Raw genomic sequence first — 18,593 nt, forward strand, 5'->3', positions numbered from 1 at the left:
CGCCCCGGGCGTCCCGCCGTCCTCAGGCGGCCTTGTGCAGCCGCACCTCCAGCCCGATCAGCCCGTCCCGGTCCACCTCGGCGCCGCCGAAGGCGCTCTCCGCGGCGAGCCGGGCGAAGGCGTCGGCGGTGACCGCCCGCCGCCGCAGCATCCGCAGGGCCGAGCGGGTCCAGAAGGCGTCCAGCCCGCTCAGCCCCATCCGGGCCACCTCCCGCTCGATGTCCGCCGGCGAGGCGTCGGCGGACAGGTCGTGGATCACCGCCCGGCCGCCCGGCCGGAGCACCCGGTGCAGCTCGTCCAGCGCCCGCACCGGGCGGACGAAGTTCTTGAACGCGGCCTGGCAGACCACCAGGTCGAACGAGCCCGCCGGGAACGGCAGCTCGTGCACGTCGCCCTGGCGGAAGGTCACCTCGACCCCGGCGCGCCGGGCCGACTCCCCGGCCAGCTCCACGAACGTGTGGCTGACGTCCAGCCCGGTGATCCGGTAGGCCCCCAGCCGGGCCAGCTCGATCGCCAGGTAGCCGGGGCCGGGCGCCACCTCCAGCACCGCCGCCCCGGCGGGCAGCCCCTCGGCCAGCCGGGCGGCCTGCCGCCGGTACTCGGCCAGTTGCGCGGCGGAGCCGCGGTTTCGCGCGTACCAGCGGGCGGTCCGCCCCTCCATCTCGGGCAGCAGCTTGCGCTTGGGCGCGCGCAGGTCCTTCGTGCTCATCTCTTCCTCCGGTCTCGGGTCGTGCGGGCACGAACCGACCCGGGGACGGGAGCCCGGTTATCGTTGCGGTTGCCACCTTGCGGCCGGGTTGCCGTTCCCGCGGTCTCGGTTCGCAGGTCAGGGCCCCGGCGGCGGTGTTCCCGCACCCCCGCCGGGGTCCACTCTCAGTGCGGCTCGGCCCCCCTCTCCGCCAGGTCCGCCGGGTTTCCGTGCGGCTCGGTCCCCCGGTCCGCCAGGTCCGCCCACTCGGGCGGCACCGCGCCGGTCTCGTGCCAGGCCCGCCACTCGGCCAGCCCCGGCAGCGCGCCGGTGGTCAGTTCGTCGAGCAGGCCGCGCACCCAGGTCGCCTCGGCCTCCCGGACGGCCAGGTCGTACTCGGCCTCGATGAGGAAGATCCGGGGCACCTCGCGGGCGTGCCCGGCCAGCGCCGCCCGCTGCGCGGCGAGTTGGCCCTCCAGCCGGTCGAGGCGCTGCCGCAGCAGCTTCAGGGCCTCGTCGGGCCCGAGGACGCCCAGCACCGACAGGCCGGCCTCGAACCGGGGCTGTTCCCGCTCCGGGACGGCGACCAGCTCCCGGGTCCAGTCGACGAGTTCCGCGCGCCCCGCCTCGGTGATCCGGTAGACGGTGCGCTCCGGACGCCGCCCCTGCCGGCCGCTCTCCACCGCGGCGATCAGGCCGTGCCGCTCCAGGTTCGCCACCACCGTGTAGAGCGAGCCCCACTTGATCGGCATGTCCTGGTCCTTGCCGCGGGCGCGCAGCACGGCGGCGATCTCGTAGGGGTGGCGGGGCCGCTCGACCAGCGCCGCGAGCACGGCGAGGGCCAGCAGGTTCCCGACCGGGCGTCGCTTCGGCACCGCTGCCTCCTCGTAACCGATTACTCGTAGGCGAGTATACGACCGGCGAGCCCGCGCGCAAGGCATTCGTCTGTTTCGACGCATGTCACCAACACGTCGCCCGAGGCATCGCCCACGGTTCCGCCATTGATCGACAATCGTCGACATATGGCCCCCACACCCCGGGGAGGTAACCGTGTCCCGACGTCTCACCACCCTGCTCGCCGCCGGCACGATCGCCCTGCTCACCGCCATCGGCGCGGCAACCCCCGCCGCCGCCGCGGTGAGCCGCGAGCAGAAGCTCGCGGTGCTCTCCAGCTGGACCCAGACCAGCGCCAGCAGCTACACCGCCTGGAACTCCGCCCGGGTGAACCGGGCCCCCTGGACCGAGTACGCCTTCGACTGGTCGACCGACTACTGCTCGTCCAGCCCGGACAACCCGCTCGGCTTCACCTTCAGCCTCTCCTGCTACCGGCACGACTTCGGCTACCGCAACCACAAGGCCATGGGCATCTTCCCGGCCAACAAGTCCCGGCTCGACAGCGCCTTCTACGCCGACCTGAAGCGGGTCTGCGCCACCTACAACACCGTGGTGCGGCCGGCCTGCTACAGCCTGGCCTGGACCTACTACCAGGCGGTGAGCGTCTTCGGCTCGGTCGCCGCCGTCCAACAGTCCGACCTGGACCGCGCCGCGCGGATGAAGGCCGACGCCGAACGCGCGGCCGCCCGGCACTGACCCGCCCCGCCGACCGGGAGGTTCGCGTCGCCGACGGAGCCCGACCGCGACGCGAACCTCCCGGTCAACTCGCGGTGGAGCGCCGCGGCGCGGGAGTCGTGAAGCGGGGGCTGTGCGGGGTGGTCAGGTCCGGGTGTTCCAGGTCGAGGGCCAGGGCGGCAGCCTCCTCCAGGCGGAGCGCGGCGCCGCTGGCCCAGGCGGCGTCGAACGCGGCGTCACCGAGGGAGCGCCGCAGGTCCGCCTGCCGGGCCAGCCAGTAGGGTCCGTGGATCCCCGGGGTGGCCCGCAGGCTCGCCCGGGTGGCCTGGGCCGCGCCGAACAGCCGGGCCGCCGTCACCGGCTCGCCGCCCACCGCGCAGCGCACCGCTATCGCGTTCAACGTGTCGCAGGCCCGGCCCAGGTAGCCGTGGTTCATCCGGGAGCGGAGCGCCACCAGCAGATGCTCGTGCGCGGCGACCAGGTCACCCCGGGCCAGCGCGACCAGGCCGAGCAGCATGTCCACCGAACGGCGACCCCGCTCGACCGGGCGGGCCGCCTCCACCGGGCGGGCCGCGCCGAGCACCTCGGCCGCCTCGTCCAGCGCGCCCCGGCGCCACAACAGCTCGGCGAGGTTGTAGACGGCGAGCAGCGCGTCGGAGACCACGTCCTGGGCGTACGCCCAGTCGACGACCTCCCGGCAGACCCGTTCGGCCTCGACGAACTGGCCCATGTCGACAAGCGGCGCGGCCCTTCCCGCCAGCACCCGGGCGAGCAGACCCAGGTCGCCGGCCTGCCGGGCGGCCGCCTCGGCCCGCTGCGAGTAGCGCAGCTCCTCGGCGAACTCGCCGTCCGCCCCGGCGTGCAACGAGTGCATGTGGTACGCCGCCGCCAGCTCCGCCTCCGGGATCGACTCACCGGTCTCGGCGATCCGGCCGTACAGCCGGAACAGCCAGAGCCGCCCCTCCCGGGCCAGCCCCCGCTCCCGCCACCACTGGTCCAGCCCGCCGGCCAGCCGCAGCCCGGACCGGGCGCTGCCACCGGTGGCGCACCAGCGCAGCGCGGCCCGCAGCTCACCGGCGAGCGGGTCGAGCGCGTACAGGGAGAGGGTGACCGGGCGGCCGTCCGGGCCCAGGTGGGCGCGCTCCAGGGCGTGCCGCGACCAGGCGACGTGCCGGTCCCGGGCGGTCTGCTCCTCGCCGGCCTCGATCAGCCGCCGGGCCGCGTACGCCCGGATCGGGTCCAGCATCCGGTAGGTGCTGCCCGCGGCGCGCGGCTCGGCCAGCACCATCGACTTGTCCACGAGCACCGACAGCGGGTCCAGCGGGTCCTCGTCGAGCAGCCACTGCACGGTCGGCAGGTCCACCGGGCCGGCGAAGACGGCCATCCACCGCAGCAGCCGCGCCGAGCGCGCCCCCAACGTCCGGTACGACCACGTGACCGTGGCCTGCATGGTCAGGTGCCGCTCGTTCGCCGAGCGCTGCACCGCGCGGCTGGCCGGCGTCGCCGGAGCGGCCCCGGTCGCCGCCGCCACCAGGTCGACGGTGTCCTGCTGGTTGCCCGTCCAGCCGGCCTCCACCACGGGCGGGTCCAGCTCCTCCCGCCCGGCGTCCAGCGTGCCCAGCATGTCGTCCAGGCGCTCGGCGAGCTGCCCGGCCGACAGCACCCGCAGCCGCGCGGCGGCCAGCTCGATGGCGAGCGGAAGCCCGTCCAGCCGGCGGACCACCCGGCGCAGGTCGGCCTGCTCGGCGGGCTCCGGCGCCCGGCCACCCCGGGCCGCCGCGGTGCGGTCCAGCAGCAGGGCCACGGCGTCGCTCGCCCCGCCGTCCGGGCCCGGGTCCACCGACAGCGGCGGGATCCGCCACACCACCTCACCGGGTACGCCGAACGACTCGCGGCTCGTCGCCAGCACCCGCACGCCCCGCCCACCGGCCAGCAGCCGGGAGATCGCCTCGGCCGAGGCGGCCGGCTGGGCGTCGCAGGTGTCCAGCACGACCAGCATCCGCCGGGCCGCCGCGTACTCGACCAGGGTGTCCACCATGGGCCGGCCGGGCTCCGGGCGGAGCCCGAGCACGGCGGCGATCTCGAACGCCACCAGCCCCGGGTCGGTCACCGCGGCGACGTCGACGAACCACACCCCGTCCGGGTACGCCTCGACCACCCCGGAGGCCAGCTCGACGGCCAGCCGGGTCTTCCCCGCCCCGCCCGCCCCCAGCACGGTCACCAGCCGGTACGTCTCGACCAGCCGCCGCAGCTCGGCCCGCTCCGCCTGCCGGCCCACGAACGAGGTGACCTGGGTGGGCAGGTTGTGCGCCACCGCGTCGGCGGTGCGCGGCCGTGGGAAACTCCGCTCCAGGCCGGGCGCGACGAGCTGGAACAGCCGTTCCCGGTCGTCGAAGCCACGCAGCCGGTGCAGCCCGAGGTCCAGAAGGGACGCCCCGTCGGGCAGCGGGTCGGCGTGCCGGGCGGTCGCCGCCGAGCAGAGCACCTGTCCACCGTGGGCGGCGGCGGCCACCCGGGCGGCCCGGTGCACCTCGGGGCTGGCGTACTCGCCGTCGCGGGGTTCGGCGTAACCGGTGTGCAGCCCCATCCGGACCCGGGGCGCGGCCTCCGGAGTGGGCCACTCGTGGTCGGCCAGCGCGCGCTGCGCGGTGAGGCAGGCGTGCACCGCCGCGCCCGCGTCCGGGAAGGCGAGGAAGAACGAGTCGCCCTCGGTCAGCAGCTCAGCCCCGTCGGTGCCGGCCAGCGTGTGGCGCAGCAACCGGCGGTGTTCCCGCAGAACCGGGCGGTAGCCCGGACCGAGCAGCTGGGCCAGTCGCGTGGAGCCCTCGATGTCGGTGAAGACGAAGGTCACCCAGCCGCTCGGGAGGTGGATCCGTGGCGACATGCGTGGAACCTCCGCCCCGTGACGTCGGTCTCATGCTGCCCTATGGTCACGCGGTCACGCATCGTGAGAACGGCCGGGCAGATTCCGACCCAAGGTGCCAAAGGATCACACGGGCGGCAAGCCGGGCCGACCAGCGGGCCGAGGATGGGCGGCCGGTCAGCAGCCGCAGGCACCACCGCAGCAGCCGCCGCCGGCCGGGGCGGACGCCCCGCCGACCGGACCGGACCCGCCCCGGCCGGTGACCGCGACGGCGGAGAGCAGCTTCACCGTGTCGGCGTGTCCCTGCGGGCAGGAGGCCGGCTGAGCGGCGTCGGCCATCGGGCGGTTGACCTCGAAGGTGTCGCCGCAGGTGCGGCAGCGGAACTCGTAGCGGGGCATGCCACCAGGGTACGGCGGACCTGACGCCGCGGCGGTCATGGGTGATACTCGACGGGTGGCGGACGGCGAGCAGCGATCGACGGTTCGGCCCCTGCGACCGGCCGCGCCCCCCGACGGCGGCGCCGGCCCCGTCCCCCGCCCCCGCCGCGACGCGACATCCGCCCGGGCCGGCGGCCCCGAAGCCGACCCGAAGACGGAGCCGGCAACCCTGAAGACGGAGCCGGCCGACCCGAAGGCGACGCCGGCCGAAGCGAGGACGGAGCCGGCCGACCCGAAGGCGACCCAGGCCGAGGCGAGGACGGAGCCGGCCGAGGCGGAGACGACCCCGACCGAGGCGAAGGCGGCGCCGGCCGGTGGGGAGGCCGCCCCGGCGGACAAGCCGGCGGCCGGCCGCCGGCGGCGGGTGCCGTTCGCGCACGCGGTCCGGATACCACCGCCCCGGCAGCTCGCGGTCGGCGCGGCCCGGGCCACCCGCGCCTGGTCGCGCCGTCCCAGCGGGCGCACGACCCTGCCCGGCCTCTTCCTGCTCGCCCTGGTCGCGGCCACCGCCACGGCCGGCGCGGTGCTGGTGCCCGCGGCGGTCCGCAAGCCGCAGCCGGTGGCCGTCGACGCCACCACCAACGCCCCGGTCCAGGGCGTACCGCAGGCGGGTGTGGTGCCCGGGGCGACCGGTGTGCCGGTGGGCCCCGGCGCGACCGGGCTGCCCGGCACCGTCGGCCCGACCGGCACGGCCGTCCCCGGTGGCACACCGACCGGGCCGGTGGCTCCGGCCCCCGGCCGCCCCGCCGACGCGCTGGCCGCCTGGGCCCAGCAGGTCAGCGCCACCACCGCGATCCCGCCGGTCGCCGTGCAGGCCTACGGCTACGCCGAGCTGGTCCTCGCCCAGACCAACCGCAGCTGCCAGCTGAGCTGGACCACGCTGGCCGCGATCGGCTACGTCGAGTCCCGCCACGGCGCGGCCAACAAGGCCACGCTCCGGCCCGACGGGGTGGCCGCGCCGGAGATCGTCGGCGCACCGCTCGACGGGCAGGGCGGCCGCTCCCGGATCCTCGACACCGACCAGGGGCAGCTCGACCACGACCCGGTCTACGACAAGGCGCTCGGCCCCATGCAGTTCATCCCGAGCACCTGGCAGGAGATCGGCGCGGACGCCGACAACGACGGCCTCAAGAACCCGCACGACATCGACGACGCGGCCCTGGCCGCCGGCCGCTACCTCTGCAAGGGCGGCCGGAACATGACCATTCCGGGCGACTGGTGGGGCGCGATCCTCTCCTACAACGATGTGCGCCGCTACGCCCAGGACGTCTTCGACAAGGCCGACGAGTACGGACGGCTGAGCGGTACGTGACGTGACCGGTCGCATACATTCGCGGACTGGACCCTTCCCCCGGGCTGCCGATGACGGCAAGCTAGACGGGTGATGGTGCGCGAGTGGGACCCTCGGACCGCGTCGTCCGCTGAGATCGCGTCGCTCCTGGACACGCTGAACGCGGTCCTGGCGACCGACCTGCCGCAGGATCCGCCCTGGCGGGAGAGTTCCATGCGGGAATACCTCTCCGAGGTGATGCCCGGTGAGCGACGGATCTCCTGGGTCTACCAGGCCGATCCGGCGCCCGACGGCACGCCGGGGGCGATCCTGGGCCACGTGCACGTGCTGCTGCTCGGCGGCATCGGCGTGCTGGAGGTGCTGGTGCACCCGGCGCTGCGGCGCACCGGGCTCGGCCGTGAGCTGGTGCGGGTGGCCGCCCGCCGGGTCTGGGACGAGGGCTTCCAGTCGATCGGCGTGGAGGTGGTCGGCGACACCCCGGCCGTGGCGTTCTACGAGGCGCTCGGCTTCACCAGGGAATACGTCGAGACCCGCAGCGTGCTCGACCTGGGCGCGGTCGAGTGGCCGGTGCTGGCCGAGATGGCCACCGAGGTGGGCGCCGGTTACCACGTCGAGTTCTGCCCGGGCGGGCCCCCGGACGACCTCATCGAGGCGTACGCGCGGGCCAAGGCCGAGGTGCGCGACGTGGACGACGGCGAGCTGCGACCCAGCTCCTACGACCCCCAGCGGCTGCGGGACAGCCTCGACACGCTGCACCGGCGGGGCATGAAGCCGTACATCGTGCTGGCCCTGCACGAGCAGACCGGCGAGGTGGCCGGGCTCACCGAGGTGGTGGTGCCGGCGCAGCACCCCACCCGCGCCGACCAGTACGACACCATCGTGGTCCGCGACCACCGGGGCTACGGCATCGACCGCGCCATCAAGGCCCGGATGCTGCTGGAGCTGCGTTCCGCCGAGCCGGAGCTGGCCGAGGTGCAGACCTGGAACGCGCAGGCCAACGAGGCGATGCTGAAGGTCAACGCGGAGCTGGGCTACCGGCCCGACCGGGACTGGTGCGAATACAGCGTGGATGTGGCCGAGCTGGTGCACCGGCTCGACAGCCAGCGCTGACGGATATTCATCAAACGGCTGCCCGGGGGATGGACGGCGGACCGGAACGGCCCTTAACGTGCGTTAGTTCCTGTCCACCCATCGTGGAGGCTCCATGCGCCCGCGCCGCACCTTAGCCGCGCTCGCGACCACCGCCGCCGTCTCCGTCACGGCCATCGGGATCGCACCCCCAGCGGCCAGCGCCGCGCCCACCGACCTGTTCATCTCCGAGTACGTCGAGGGCCTGTCCAACAACAAGGCCGTCGAGCTCTACAACGGCACCGGCGCGCCGATCGACCTGGCCGCCGCCGGCTACCAGCTCCAGCTCTTCTTCAACGGCGCCACCACGTCGACAAACGTGCCGCTGACCGGCACGGTCGCCGCCGGTGACGTCTTCGTCTTCGCCGCCTCGACGGCCGCGCCGGCGATCCTCGCCCAGGCCGACCAGACCTACGGCGGCTCGCTCTACAACGGCGACGACGCGATCGTGCTGCGCAGGGGCACGGCGGTGGTCGACTCGATCGGCCAGGTCGGCGTCGACCCGGGCAGCGAGTGGGGCACCGGGCTCACCAGCACCGCCGACAACACGCTGCGCCGGCTCCCCTCGGTGAGCGCCGGCGACACCGACCCGTCGAACGCGTTCGACCCGGCCGTGCAGTGGGAGGGCTTCGCCACCGACACCTTCGACGGGTTGGGCAGCCACCGCATCGACGACGGCGGCCCGGTCGACCAGGCGCCGACGCTGACGTGCGGCGGCACGCTGACCCTGGAGGCGGGTGCCACGGCCACCCGCCAGGTCACCGCCACCGACGCCGACGACACCGTTACCGACCTCGCGGTCACCGCTGTCGACCCGGCGCCGGCGAGCGGCTCGATCAGCCGTACCGCGTTCACGCCGGCCACCGCGACCGGCGGCACGGCCACCGCCACCTTGACCGCCACCGGCCTGCCGGCCGGCGCCTACTCGGTCACCGTGACCTTGACGGACGCCGAGGGCGGCACCGCGACCTGCACGCTGACCGTGCAGGCCACCACCGTGCTGTCGGTCGGCGAGGTGCAGGGCCGCACCGGCGACGACGAGGACGGCCGCACCGACCGGTCGCCGCTCGCCCCGGCCAGCGGCAACGGCACCAGCTCGATGCTGTACGACGTCCGCGGCGTCATCACCCAGAAGTCGCTGACCCGCACCTCCGCCGGGGCCGACCAGTGGGGCTTCTACCTGCAGAGCCGCACCGGCACCGAGGACGGTGACGCGCTCACCTCGGACGGCATCTTCGTCTTCATGGGCTCGTTCACCACGCTGATCGGCGGCTACGCCCCGACCGTCGGCGACGAGGTGGTGCTGCGCGGCCGGGTCTCCGAGTACTTCAACCAGACCCAGCTCTCCAGCGCCTCCCTGGTGCGCAAGCTCGACTCCGGCCTGGACGTGGACACCGCCGTCCGGGTGGACGACGCCCGGCCGCCGGCCGACGCGGCCGCCGCCGGACTGTTCTGGGAGCGGCACGAGGGCGAGCGGATGCGGGTCCGTTCCGACAGCGGGGTCTCCGCCCCGCGGCACATCTTCGCGTCCAGCCTGGATTCTGAGATCTACGTGCTGGACCGCGAGGACCCGATCATGAAGCGGTCCGACCCGTACGCCCGCCGGGTGTTCCGGGACGCGCACCCGCTCGACGACATCCCGGGCACGCTCTTCGACAACGGCAACAACCAGCGGATCCTGCTGGGCGCCGGCGGCGTGAAGGCGACCGCCGGGGACTCGACGGCGCTGCTGCCCGAGGCGCGCACCTACGACACGCTGACCGAGGACGCCTACGGCGCCATCTCGTACGCGTTCAGCAAGTACAGCGTGCAGCCCGAGCAGCTCACGCTGACCGGCGGCGCGGACCCGGCGGAGAACAACCCGCCGCGCCCGGCCGACCGGGGCAGCGAGGTCGCGGTCGCCACCTACAACGTGGAGAACCTGTACGACTACCGGGACGACCCGTTCGACGGCTGCGACTTCACCGGCAACCCGGGCTGCACCGGCGTGAACCCGCCGTTCGACTACGTGCCGGCCAGCGAGGCCGCCTACACCGAGAAGCTGGGCGTGCAGGCGCGGCAGATCACCGGCGCGCTGCACAGCCCGGACCTGGTGCTCGTGCAGGAGGCCGAGGACCAGGACATCTGCACGGTGGCCGACGGCAAGCTGGTCTGCGGCGACACGAACAACGCCGACGGCGCGCCGGACACCGTCCAGGAGTTGGCGCTGGCCATCGCGGCCAACGGCGGCCCCGCCTACGCGGCGGCGTACGACCGGACGGGCGCGGACGCCCGGGGCATCGCCTCGGCGTTCCTCTACCGCACCGACCGGCTGACGCTCGCCCAGGCGAGCGCGACCGACCCGCTGCTGGGCTCGGCGCCGACCGTGCAGTACCGCTCGGCGGCCCTGCCGTCGAACGCCGACGTGCAGAACCCGAAGGGGTTCAACGCCGTGCTGCCGGCCGACGTCGACCGCTCGACCGGGGTGGACGGCAACAACGTCTACACCCGGGCCGTCCAGCTGGCCAGGTTCACCGTGGCGGCGGCGCCCGGCTCGGCGGAGCACTTCACGCTCTGGGCGGCCACCAACCACTTCTCGTCCGGCCCGGACAGCCGGGTCGGGCAGCGGCGGGAGCAGGCGGCGTACGGCGCGGCGCTGGTGCAGGCCGTCGAGGCGGCCGACCCGAACGCGCGGGTGATCTACGGCGGCGACCTGAACGTCTTCCCGCGCCCGGACGACCCGATCGCCACGGGGGCGAACCCGACGCCGTCGGACCAACTCGCCCCGCTGTACCAGGCCGGCCTGCACAACCTCTGGGACGACCTGGTGGCGGACGTGCCGGCGGCGGCGTACTCGTACACCTTCGACGGGCAGGCCCAGACGCTGGACAACCTCTTCGTCAACGACCCGCTGCACGAGGATCTGGTCCAGGTCCGCACGGCCCACATCAACGCCGACTACCCCACCGACGCCGAGGGCCTGGGCGACCGGGGTGCCAGCGACCACGACCCGCAGGTGGCCCGGTTCCGCTCCCGCGCGTCGCTGCGCGTCTCCGACGCGGCGGTGGCCGAGGGCGACAAGGGCGACAGCACCATGACGTTCACGATGACCGTCTCCCGCCCGCTCTCCGCGCCGGCCCTGATCTGCGCCACGACCTACGGCACCACGGCGCAGGCCGGGTCGGACTACGACCCGTACGTGGGCTGCAAGACCCTGGCCGCCGGCCAGACGTCGCTGACCTTCCCGGTGACCGTCCGCGGTGACCGGAAGCGCGAGGCGGACGAGCAGCTCAAGCTGTACGTGGCGGGCGTGCCGGGCCTCCGGCTCGCCGACGTGACCGGCATCGGCACCATCCGCAACGACGACTGACGGTCGTACCGCGAAGCGGCCCGTCGCCCGGCTCACCAGCCGGGCGGCGGGCCGTTGCGGTATCCGCACCGCTGCGGATCGCGCGGCGGCGGCACACCCCGGTACTTGGCCACGCGCACTTCCCATTGACTGCGCCGACGGAGAGCGTCGCGGTATGCCCGATCCCGGTAGAAGGTCTCCGGTGGGCGGGCCAGCCCGTAGAGGTCGGCCCACCACTCCCCCGGCTCCGGGTCGGCGATCACATCCAGGTGGGACGGATATCGGCGTTCGGCGCCGTCTCGCAGGTCGTCGCGGTCCCGCATCGGGGCAAGCACCCGGCCGAATTCGTCGACCACGGCGAGACGGAACCCGGCCACGCCGATGATCCGACGCAGCATGGCGATGCTCGGGGTCAGCGTGCCGGCCTCGATTCGCCCGATGGTCGACGAATGGACCTGGGCAACGCGGGCGAGCTCCCGCTGGCTGACGTCGGCCCGGCGGCGGATCGCCCGAACGATCCCAGCGGCGGGCCACGGGATGTCGAAGGGGTCCGTGAGCATCGTGGGCGGCTCGACAGGTTCATCGGTCGTGACCGCCGGCTCGTCAGGGTTGGCGGGGGCGCTCATGCGGCCACGCTCTTCCCTCGCCCGGAAATCGGCAACCCCGACCGGTCCGGCTGTGGACAACCACGGTGGCTGTGGACAGGCCGCGTCTGCCGGCCATCGCCCGCAGCCCTGCCCCGGGGCCGGAAACCAGGACTGAGCGTGAGGGTAGCGGAGCGTCACCGAATGCACGATGTCCTCGGCCCGGCCCGAGCCGCGCGGACTCCGAAACGCTCGCAATCCGGACGAGGCAGGCGCGTTCGTCGTGGTGGCCCACCCCCTTCCACCCCGCTTTGCTCTGCAGCCATCCGCGCACCGGACACGCAGAGTTGCCGCTGCGCCGACGGCTGCAGAGCAAAGCGAGCCGGGGTGAGGGGCGGGGCGCGGATGCAGGGAACGCAGAGTTACCGTGCGCAGCCGCCTGTCCCGCCCCGGCCGGGCCGTCGGGCTCGGATGCCAGTCCCGGTCGGTCGGTCCAGCGGCCGACACCGGCGCCGGCGCAGCGGCTGATGCTGAGTGGCGGAGGCGGCACCGTGCGACCGCACCGGGCCGGCCCGGAGATCGGCCTGGTCGCGGGCGCCACGGACGAGCTGCGCAGCGACGGCGCGGTGCTCCGGCACCGGGTCCCCGCCGGTTGGCAGGAGACAGTGGCGCTGCCGGACGGACGGTTGGTCGGGCTCAAGCTCACCGACCTCATGCCCGGCGTGCGGCGCACGGACGGCCCAGACGTGGCGGGCTTCTCGATCCGGCTCTCGCCGGACGGCACCCTGGTCGCGGTTCCCTGCCGCCGCCCGAACGGTCGGAACCTCGACTACCGGCTGGCAATCCTGGACGCCGTTACCGGGCAATTCCGGGCCGACCAGCCGCTCGGGACGGCCAGCCCGACCTACGGCCTGACGGGTGGCGGGACCTGGGGTGCCGCCTGGGTCGACGACACCACCGTGCGTGTGGTCTGGGCGCAGCTACCGGACCCGCTCCGGAAGGTCTACTCCGTCGCGGAGCTGGCCCGGGTGGTGACGGTCGGAGTTCAGTAGCGCTGGCGGAGGAGCTGGGCCGCCTCGACGCCCCAGTAGGTGAGGATGATCTGCGCGCCCGCCCGGCGGATCGAGGTGAGCGTCTCCAGGATCACCCGCTCGCGGTCGATCCAGCCGTTCGCGGCGGCCGCCTCGACCATCGCGTACTCGCCGGAGACCTGGTAGGCGGCGACCGGCACGTCGACCGCGGACCGGACCGCCGAGACCACGTCGAGGTACGGCAGGGCCGGCTTGACCATGACCATGTCGGCGCCCTCGGCGACGTCCAGCTCGACCTCGCGCAGCGACTCCCGCAGGTTCGCCGGGTCCTGCTGGTAGGTGCGCCGGTCGCCTTCGAGCGCCGACTCGACGGCGTCCCGGAACGGGCCGAAGAAGGCGGAGGCGTACTTGGCGGCGTACGCGAGCACCGAGACGTCCTGGTGCCCGGCGGCGTCCAGGGCCCGGCGGACCACGCCGACCTGGCCGTCCATCATCCCGGACGGCCCGACCACGTGGACCCCGGCGTCGGCCTGGGCGACCGCCATCCGGGCATAGGCCGCCAGGGTGGCGTCGTTGTCCACGTCGCCGTCGGGGGTGAGGACGCCGCAGTGCCCGTGCGAGGTGAACTCGTCCAGGCAGAGGTCGCTCATCACCACGGTGGCGTCGCCGACCTCGGCGATCACGTCCCGGATGGCCACGTTGAGGATGCCGTCCGGGTCGATGCCGCCCGACCCGGTCTCGTCCCGCGTCGCCGGCACCCCGAAGAGCATGATCCCGCCGACCCCGGCCTGGACCGCCTCGACGGCGGCCTTGCGCAGCGAGTCCCGGGAGTGCTGGAGCACCCCCGGGAGCGACGCCACGGCCCGCGGCTCGGTCAGCCCCTCCTTGACGAACATCGGCACGACCAGCTCGGCCGGGTCGACGCGGGTCTCGGAGACCAGCCGCCGCATGGCCGCGGTGCGGCGCAGCCGGCGGGGCCGGATCTCGGGGTACGACATGGGGGGCCTCCTGTCAGCGGAACCTCAGGGCGGTCGGGCCCTGCACCTTCGAGCCGCGGCGCTGCTTGGCCGGCATGGCGGCGAGCTTCTCGCGCAGTTCGACGGCGTAGGCGGCGAGCGCCTCCACCAGGTCGGGCACCGAGGCGTGCGGCGGCTGCACGTCGACCCGCAGGCCGAACTCCGTGGCGGTCTCCGCCGTCTTGGGCCCGATAACCGCAACAACCGTCCGCGCGTGCGGCTTCCCGGCGATGCCGACCAGGTTCCGGACGGTCGATGACGAGGTGAAGAGCACCGCGTCGAAGCCGCCCGACTTGATCGCGTCGCGGATCTCGGCGGGCGGCGGCGCGGCCCGGACGGTCCGGTACGCGGTCACGTCGTCGACCTCCCAGCCCCGCTCGGTGAGCCCGGCGGCCAGGGTCTCGGTGGCGATGTCGGCGCGCGGCAGCAGCACCCGGCCGACCGGGTCGAGGATCTCGTCGTGCGGCGAGAACTCGGCCAGCAGGCCCTCGGAGGACTGCTCCCCGGAGGGGATCAGCTCCGGCTGGATGCCGAAGGCGCGGACCGCCTCGGCGGTGGCCTCACCGATGCAGGCGATCTTGACGCCGCCGAAGTGGCGGGCGTCCAGGCCGTGCTCGGCGAACTTCTCCCAGACCGCCCGGACCGCGTTCACTGAGGTGAAGATCACCCAGGCGTACCGGCCGTCGACCAGGCCCTTGACCGCCCGCTCCATCTGGGCGGGGGTGCGCGGCGGCTCGACCGCGATGGTCGGCACCTCACACGGGATGGCCCCGTACGCGCGCAGCCGCGCGCTCATGGCGCCGGCCTGCTCCTTGGTGCGGGGGACGAGCACCTTCCAGCCGTACAGCGGCCGGTTCTCCCACCAGCTCAGCTTGTCGCGCTCGGAGACGCCCGCGCCGACGGTGAGCACGACCCGGCCGGTGAAGCCGAGCGCCGCCGCCACGAAGGAGTCCACGGTCGACGTGGTGGTGTACTGCGTCTCGCCGGTGCCGTCGCCGGTCACCGCGACGGGGGTGGCGCCGTCCACGCCGGCGGCCAGCAGGCCGTCCCGGATGGCGGCCAGGTCACCGGCGTCCACGGCGACGGCCAGGGAGCCCCGGCCCACGGCGGCGGCCAGCGCGTCGAAGTCCAGCGTGGTGACGTCCTCGACGTCGGCGGCGGTGCGCACACCGGGCAGCGGCACACCGGCGTAGGTGGCCACGCCCTCGGCCTGGCCGACGCCCGGCACCACCTCGAAGTGCGCGGCGGTGCGTGCCACCGCCTGCACCTCCTTGACCACCGAGTCGTGGCCGAACGGGTCACCGGCGACCAGGTGCACGGCGTTCTGGCCGGACCGGGCCGCGGAGATCAGCACCTTCGCCACGTCCCCCGGCACGCCCTCGGCGGGGCTGAACTCGGCGTCGGACCTGGCCTGGGCGCGGACGTGTTCGAGCAGCGACTCGGGGACTCCCCGGTCGTACACCACCTGGTCGGCGTCGACCAGGGCGTCCAGCGCCCGGCGGGTCAGCAGGCCCGGGTCGCCGGGACCGGCCCCGACGAACGCGATCCGGCCTACGGGCTTACGGGTGCGGGTCATTCTGTGCTCCCAAATTGCTGGGTCCCCGGGCCGGCGTGTCCTTCTTGGCCGAGGATCGAGTCGGCGCCGAGTTCGAGGAGTTCGGCGGCGAGTGCCTTGCCGATCTCCGCCGCGTCGGCGGGCGTTCCGGTGCGGGACAGCCGGAGGTCACGGGTGCCGTCCGGGCTGATCACCGCCCCGCGCAGGTAGATCTCCTCGCCGGCGTCACCCTCGGCGAGTTCGCCGTAGGCGGCGACGGGTGCGCTGCACCCGGCCTCCAGGGTGGCCAGCAGTGCCCGTTCCGCGACGACCGCGGCGCGGGACGGTGCGTGGTCGAGCACGCCGAGCAGCTCGACCAGGTCATGGTCGTCGATCCGGCACTCCACGGCCAGCGCGCCCTGTGCGGGCGCCGGCAGCATCAGCATCGGATCGAGGGTCTCGGTGATGGCGTCGGTGCGGCCGATGCGGGCGAGCCCCGCCCGGGCCAGCACGACGGCGTCGAGGTCGGCGTCGGGGCCGAGCACCCGGCCGAGGCGGGTGTCGATGTTGCCCCGGATCGGGGTGACCTCCAGTTGCAAACCGAGGGCGTGCAACTGGGCGATGCGGCGCAGCGCGCCGGTGCCGACCCGCGCGCCGGGCGGCAGCTCGGCGAGGGTGCGGCCGTCGCGGGCGATCAGCGCGTCCCGCGGGTCCTGCCGGAGCGGCACGGCGGCGATGTGCAGGCCGGGCGCCGCCGCGGTGGGCAGGTCCTTGTACGAGTGGACGGCGAAGTCGATCTCCCGGGCGGTCAGCGCGTCCCGCAGCGCGGAGACGAAGACGCCGACGCCGAGCCGGTGCACCGGTGCCGTGGAGCGGTCGCCGGCGGTCACCACCTCGACCAGCTCGACCGGGCGGCCGGTGGCCGCGGTGAGCGCCTCGGCGACGTGGCCGGACTGGGCCATCGCCAGGGCGCTGCCCCGGGTGCCGAGGCGCAGGGGGGCGGTCATCGCGCACCTCCGGTGGGCGGGATGGTGTCGGCGGGCATGATGATCTCCGCCTCCACCACGTCGGGAACGGTGTCGACCGGGGAGGTCTGCGGCACCTCGAGGTCGAACAGCTCGCGCAGCAGGGCGGCGTACTGGTCGCCGCCCGGCTCGGCCGCGAGCTGGCGGACCCGGACGGTGGGCTGGTGCAGCAGCCGCTGTACGACCCGGTGCACGGTGCGGGCGACCTCGGCGCGCTGGTCGTCGGAGAGGTCGGGGCGGCGCTGGGCCAGCCGGCGCAGCTCGGCGGTGACCACGTCGTCGGCGCGCCCGCGCAGGGCCGCCACGGTGGGGGCGACGTCGGCGCCGCGCAGCCAGCTCAGAAACGCCTCGACCTCGCCGGCCACGATCCGGGCCACCTCGGCGGCGTCGGCGGCGGCCGGGCCGTCGGCGAGGATCCCCGCCATCCGGTCGATGTCGATCACCTCGACGCCGGGGAGCGCGGCGACGCCCTCCTCGACGTCGCGCGGGACGGCCAGGTCGAGCAGGACCAGCGGGCCGCGGGCGGCGTCCCGGCGGGCCAGCGCCCGGGTCACCACGTCGCGGGTGAGGACCGGTTCGGTGGCCGCGGTGGCGGCCACCACGATGTCCACCGTGGTGAGCGCGTCGACCAGCTCGGCCATCGGTACGGCGGTCGCGCCGTACGACTCGGCCAGCCGGACGGCCCGCGCGGCGCCGCGGTTGGTGACGGTGAGCGGGCCGGCGCCCAGCCGGGAGAGGGTGGCCACGCCCAGCGAGCCCATCGCCCCGGCGCCGACCACCATGGCGGGCCGGCCGGTCAGGTCGCCGTCGAGCAGGCCGGCCGCCAGGTCGAGCGCGGCCGTGACCACGCTCTGCCCGGCCCGGTCGATGTTGGTCTCGGCGTGCGCGCGCTTGCCCACGCGCAGCGCCTGCTGCATGAGCTCGTGCAGGAGGCGGCCGGCGGAGTCGGCGCCGGTGGCCGAGTGGTAGGCGTCGCGGAGCTGGCCGAGGATCTGCGCCTCGCCGACCACCATCGAGTCCAGCCCGCTGGCCACCCGGAACACGTGGTCCACGGCGGCGGCGTCGTAGTGCACGTAGAGGTGGGCGGCGAGCGCCGCCGGCGGCGCGCCGGCCTGCTCGGCCAGCACCGCGCAGATGTCGCCGAGGCCGCCGTGGAAGCCGGTGACGGCCGCGTACACCTCGACGCGGTTGCAGGTGGAGACGAGCACGGCCTCGGCGACGTACGGCTGGGCGACGAGGCGGTCCAGGGTGCGGGTGAGGTCCGCGGGCGGGACCGCCAGCTGCTCCAGCGTGGCGACCGGTGCGGTGCGGTAGGACGCGCCGACGACGAGCAGTTTCACGTGCCGATCGCCTCCTGGGTGTCGGTGGCCGCGAGCCCGCCGGGGAGTGCGGTCAGCGACGCCTTGCGGTGTTCGTGGAAGGACAGGATCTGCAGCTCGATCGCGAGGTCGACCTTGCGCACGTCGACCCCTTCCGGAACCGAGAGTACGCAGGGTGCGAAGTTGAGGATGCTCGTCACGCCGACCGCGACGAGCTGATCGGCGACCGCCTGCGCGGCCGGCGCCGGGGTGGCGATCACGCCGATCGAGATCGACTCCTCGACGGCGACCCGGGCCAGCTCGTCGACGTGCCGGACGACCAGCCCGTTGATCTCCTCACCGACCCGGGAGGGGTCGGCGTCGAAGAGCGCGGCGATCCGGAAGCCGCGGCTGGCGAAGCCGTCGTAGCCGGCCAGGGCGTGACCGAGGTTACCCACGCCGACCAGCGCGACCGAGCGGCACTGGGTGAGCCCGAGCACCGACTCGATCTGGTCGATCAGCAGCGTGACGTCGTAGCCGACGCCCCGGGTGCCGTACGAGCCGAGGTGGGAGAGGTCCTTGCGGAGCTTCGCCGAGTTGACCCCGGCGGCGTTGGCCAGCCCCTCGCTGGAGACCGTCTCGTGGCCGGTGTCGGCGAGCGCGTGCAGCGCGCGGAGGTATTCCGGGAGCCGCGCGACGGTCGCCTCCGGGAGATCCGGGAGCGCCGGTACGGCACCGGCGCGGCCGGGCGCGCCTGGGTGACGGTGCTGACTCATGAGACTCCGTGCGGTGCGATCCTC

General features: G+C 74.5%; 15 protein-coding genes. 5 read left to right on the forward strand and 10 right to left on the reverse strand.

Annotated elements, in window-relative coordinates; genetic code table 11:
- Positions 1–22: 22 nt before the first annotated feature.
- Both ACZ6PY_RS12000 and ACZ6PY_RS12005 read right to left on the reverse strand, forming a co-directional pair.
- Positions 23–709, reverse strand: coding sequence for a class I SAM-dependent methyltransferase (locus tag ACZ6PY_RS12000; RefSeq protein WP_466071470.1), 687 nt, complete (start codon positions 707–709; stop codon positions 23–25).
- A gap of 164 nt (positions 710–873) precedes the next feature.
- The gene (locus ACZ6PY_RS12005; RefSeq protein ID WP_466071472.1) at positions 874–1,563 is read right to left on the reverse strand and encodes a PadR family transcriptional regulator; all 690 of its coding nucleotides are present in this window, start codon (positions 1,561–1,563) and stop codon (positions 874–876) included.
- Positions 1,564–1,738: 175 nt separating this feature from the next.
- On the opposite strand from ACZ6PY_RS12005, the gene ACZ6PY_RS12010 reads away from it, so the two are divergent.
- Complete coding sequence (locus ACZ6PY_RS12010) at positions 1,739–2,278, forward strand: phospholipase (protein ID WP_466071473.1); 540 nt, start codon at positions 1,739–1,741, stop codon at positions 2,276–2,278.
- A gap of 64 nt (positions 2,279–2,342) precedes the next feature.
- Here the strand turns inward: ACZ6PY_RS12010 and ACZ6PY_RS12015 are convergent, their stop codons facing one another.
- Both ACZ6PY_RS12015 and ACZ6PY_RS12020 read right to left on the reverse strand, forming a co-directional pair.
- A complete protein-coding gene (locus ACZ6PY_RS12015) occupies positions 2,343–5,141 on the reverse strand; it encodes an ATP-binding protein (RefSeq protein ID WP_466071475.1) in 2,799 nt (932 codons plus the stop codon).
- A gap of 156 nt (positions 5,142–5,297) precedes the next feature.
- Positions 5,298–5,519, reverse strand: a complete 222-nt coding sequence (locus ACZ6PY_RS12020; protein WP_466071476.1) for an FmdB family zinc ribbon protein — start codon at positions 5,517–5,519, stop codon at positions 5,298–5,300.
- Positions 5,520–5,574: 55 nt separating this feature from the next.
- Here ACZ6PY_RS12020 and ACZ6PY_RS12025 point away from each other — a divergent pair, with 55 nt between their 5' ends.
- From ACZ6PY_RS12025 to ACZ6PY_RS12035, 3 genes are all read left to right on the forward strand, one after another.
- Positions 5,575–6,870, forward strand: a complete 1,296-nt coding sequence (locus tag ACZ6PY_RS12025) for a lysozyme family protein (RefSeq protein ID WP_466071478.1) — start codon at positions 5,575–5,577, stop codon at positions 6,868–6,870.
- Positions 6,871–6,942: 72 nt separating this feature from the next.
- On the forward strand, positions 6,943–7,959 hold the full coding sequence (locus ACZ6PY_RS12030) for a GNAT family N-acetyltransferase (RefSeq protein WP_466072068.1): 1,017 nt from the start codon (positions 6,943–6,945) through the stop codon (positions 7,957–7,959).
- A 94-nt stretch (positions 7,960–8,053) separates the two neighbouring features.
- Positions 8,054–11,326, forward strand: coding sequence for a lamin tail domain-containing protein (locus ACZ6PY_RS12035; protein ID WP_466071479.1), 3,273 nt, complete (start codon positions 8,054–8,056; stop codon positions 11,324–11,326).
- A gap of 32 nt (positions 11,327–11,358) precedes the next feature.
- Here ACZ6PY_RS12035 and ACZ6PY_RS12040 read toward each other — a convergent pair whose 3' ends face one another.
- On the reverse strand, positions 11,359–11,931 hold the full coding sequence (locus tag ACZ6PY_RS12040) for a helix-turn-helix transcriptional regulator (RefSeq protein WP_466071481.1): 573 nt from the start codon (positions 11,929–11,931) through the stop codon (positions 11,359–11,361).
- Positions 11,932–12,440: 509 nt separating this feature from the next.
- On the opposite strand from ACZ6PY_RS12040, the gene ACZ6PY_RS12045 reads away from it, so the two are divergent.
- Positions 12,441–12,941 carry a hypothetical protein gene (locus ACZ6PY_RS12045; protein WP_466071483.1) on the forward strand — a complete coding sequence of 167 codons (501 nt, stop codon included), beginning with the start codon at positions 12,441–12,443 and terminating at the stop codon, positions 12,939–12,941.
- Here ACZ6PY_RS12045 and hemB read toward each other — a convergent pair.
- Genes hemB through ACZ6PY_RS12070 form a run of 5 tightly spaced genes read right to left on the reverse strand, consistent with a single transcriptional unit; the run spans position 12,935 to position 18,569 of the window.
- On the reverse strand, positions 12,935–13,918 hold the full coding sequence (hemB, locus tag ACZ6PY_RS12050) for a porphobilinogen synthase (protein WP_466071484.1): 984 nt from the start codon (positions 13,916–13,918) through the stop codon (positions 12,935–12,937). The genes ACZ6PY_RS12045 and hemB overlap by 7 nt on opposite strands.
- A gap of 13 nt (positions 13,919–13,931) precedes the next feature.
- The gene (locus tag ACZ6PY_RS12055) at positions 13,932–15,512 is read right to left on the reverse strand and encodes a bifunctional uroporphyrinogen-III C-methyltransferase/uroporphyrinogen-III synthase (protein WP_262282938.1); all 1,581 of its coding nucleotides are present in this window, start codon (positions 15,510–15,512) and stop codon (positions 13,932–13,934) included.
- On the reverse strand, positions 15,509–16,477 hold the full coding sequence (gene hemC / locus ACZ6PY_RS12060) for a hydroxymethylbilane synthase (protein ID WP_466071486.1): 969 nt from the start codon (positions 16,475–16,477) through the stop codon (positions 15,509–15,511). The genes ACZ6PY_RS12055 and hemC overlap by 4 nt, the downstream gene beginning before the upstream one ends.
- Positions 16,474–17,835 (reverse strand): glutamyl-tRNA reductase, encoded by a 1,362-nt coding sequence (locus ACZ6PY_RS12065; protein ID WP_466071488.1) that lies wholly within the window; start codon positions 17,833–17,835, stop codon positions 16,474–16,476. The genes hemC and ACZ6PY_RS12065 overlap by 4 nt, the downstream gene beginning before the upstream one ends.
- Positions 17,832–18,569 (reverse strand): redox-sensing transcriptional repressor Rex, encoded by a 738-nt coding sequence (locus ACZ6PY_RS12070; protein WP_262282935.1) that lies wholly within the window; start codon positions 18,567–18,569, stop codon positions 17,832–17,834. The genes ACZ6PY_RS12065 and ACZ6PY_RS12070 overlap by 4 nt, the downstream gene beginning before the upstream one ends.
- Positions 18,570–18,593 lie beyond the last annotated feature (24 nt).

This window comes from Micromonospora sp. NPDC048907, assembly GCF_055586885.1.

Excerpts from the sequence above, each read along its gene's own strand:
- ACZ6PY_RS12000 (WP_466071470.1), bottom strand. The coding sequence starts at position 709 with ATGAGCACGAAGGACCTGCGCGCGCCCAAGCGCAAGCTGCTGCCCGAG.
- ACZ6PY_RS12015 (WP_466071475.1), bottom strand. The coding sequence starts at position 5,141 with ATGTCGCCACGGATCCACCTCCCGAGCGGCTGGGTGACCTTCGTCTTC.
- ACZ6PY_RS12020 (WP_466071476.1), bottom strand. The coding sequence starts at position 5,519 with ATGCCCCGCTACGAGTTCCGCTGCCGCACCTGCGGCGACACCTTCGAG.
- ACZ6PY_RS12030 (WP_466072068.1), top strand. The coding sequence starts at position 6,943 with ATGGTGCGCGAGTGGGACCCTCGGACCGCGTCGTCCGCTGAGATCGCG.
- ACZ6PY_RS12035 (WP_466071479.1), top strand. The coding sequence starts at position 8,054 with ATGCGCCCGCGCCGCACCTTAGCCGCGCTCGCGACCACCGCCGCCGTC.
- ACZ6PY_RS12040 (WP_466071481.1), bottom strand. The coding sequence starts at position 11,931 with ATGAGCGCCCCCGCCAACCCTGACGAGCCGGCGGTCACGACCGATGAA.
- hemB (WP_466071484.1), bottom strand. The coding sequence starts at position 13,918 with ATGTCGTACCCCGAGATCCGGCCCCGCCGGCTGCGCCGCACCGCGGCC.
- ACZ6PY_RS12055 (WP_262282938.1), bottom strand. The coding sequence starts at position 15,512 with ATGACCCGCACCCGTAAGCCCGTAGGCCGGATCGCGTTCGTCGGGGCC.
- hemC (WP_466071486.1), bottom strand. The coding sequence starts at position 16,477 with ATGACCGCCCCCCTGCGCCTCGGCACCCGGGGCAGCGCCCTGGCGATG.
- ACZ6PY_RS12070 (WP_262282935.1), bottom strand. The coding sequence starts at position 18,569 with ATGAGTCAGCACCGTCACCCAGGCGCGCCCGGCCGCGCCGGTGCCGTA.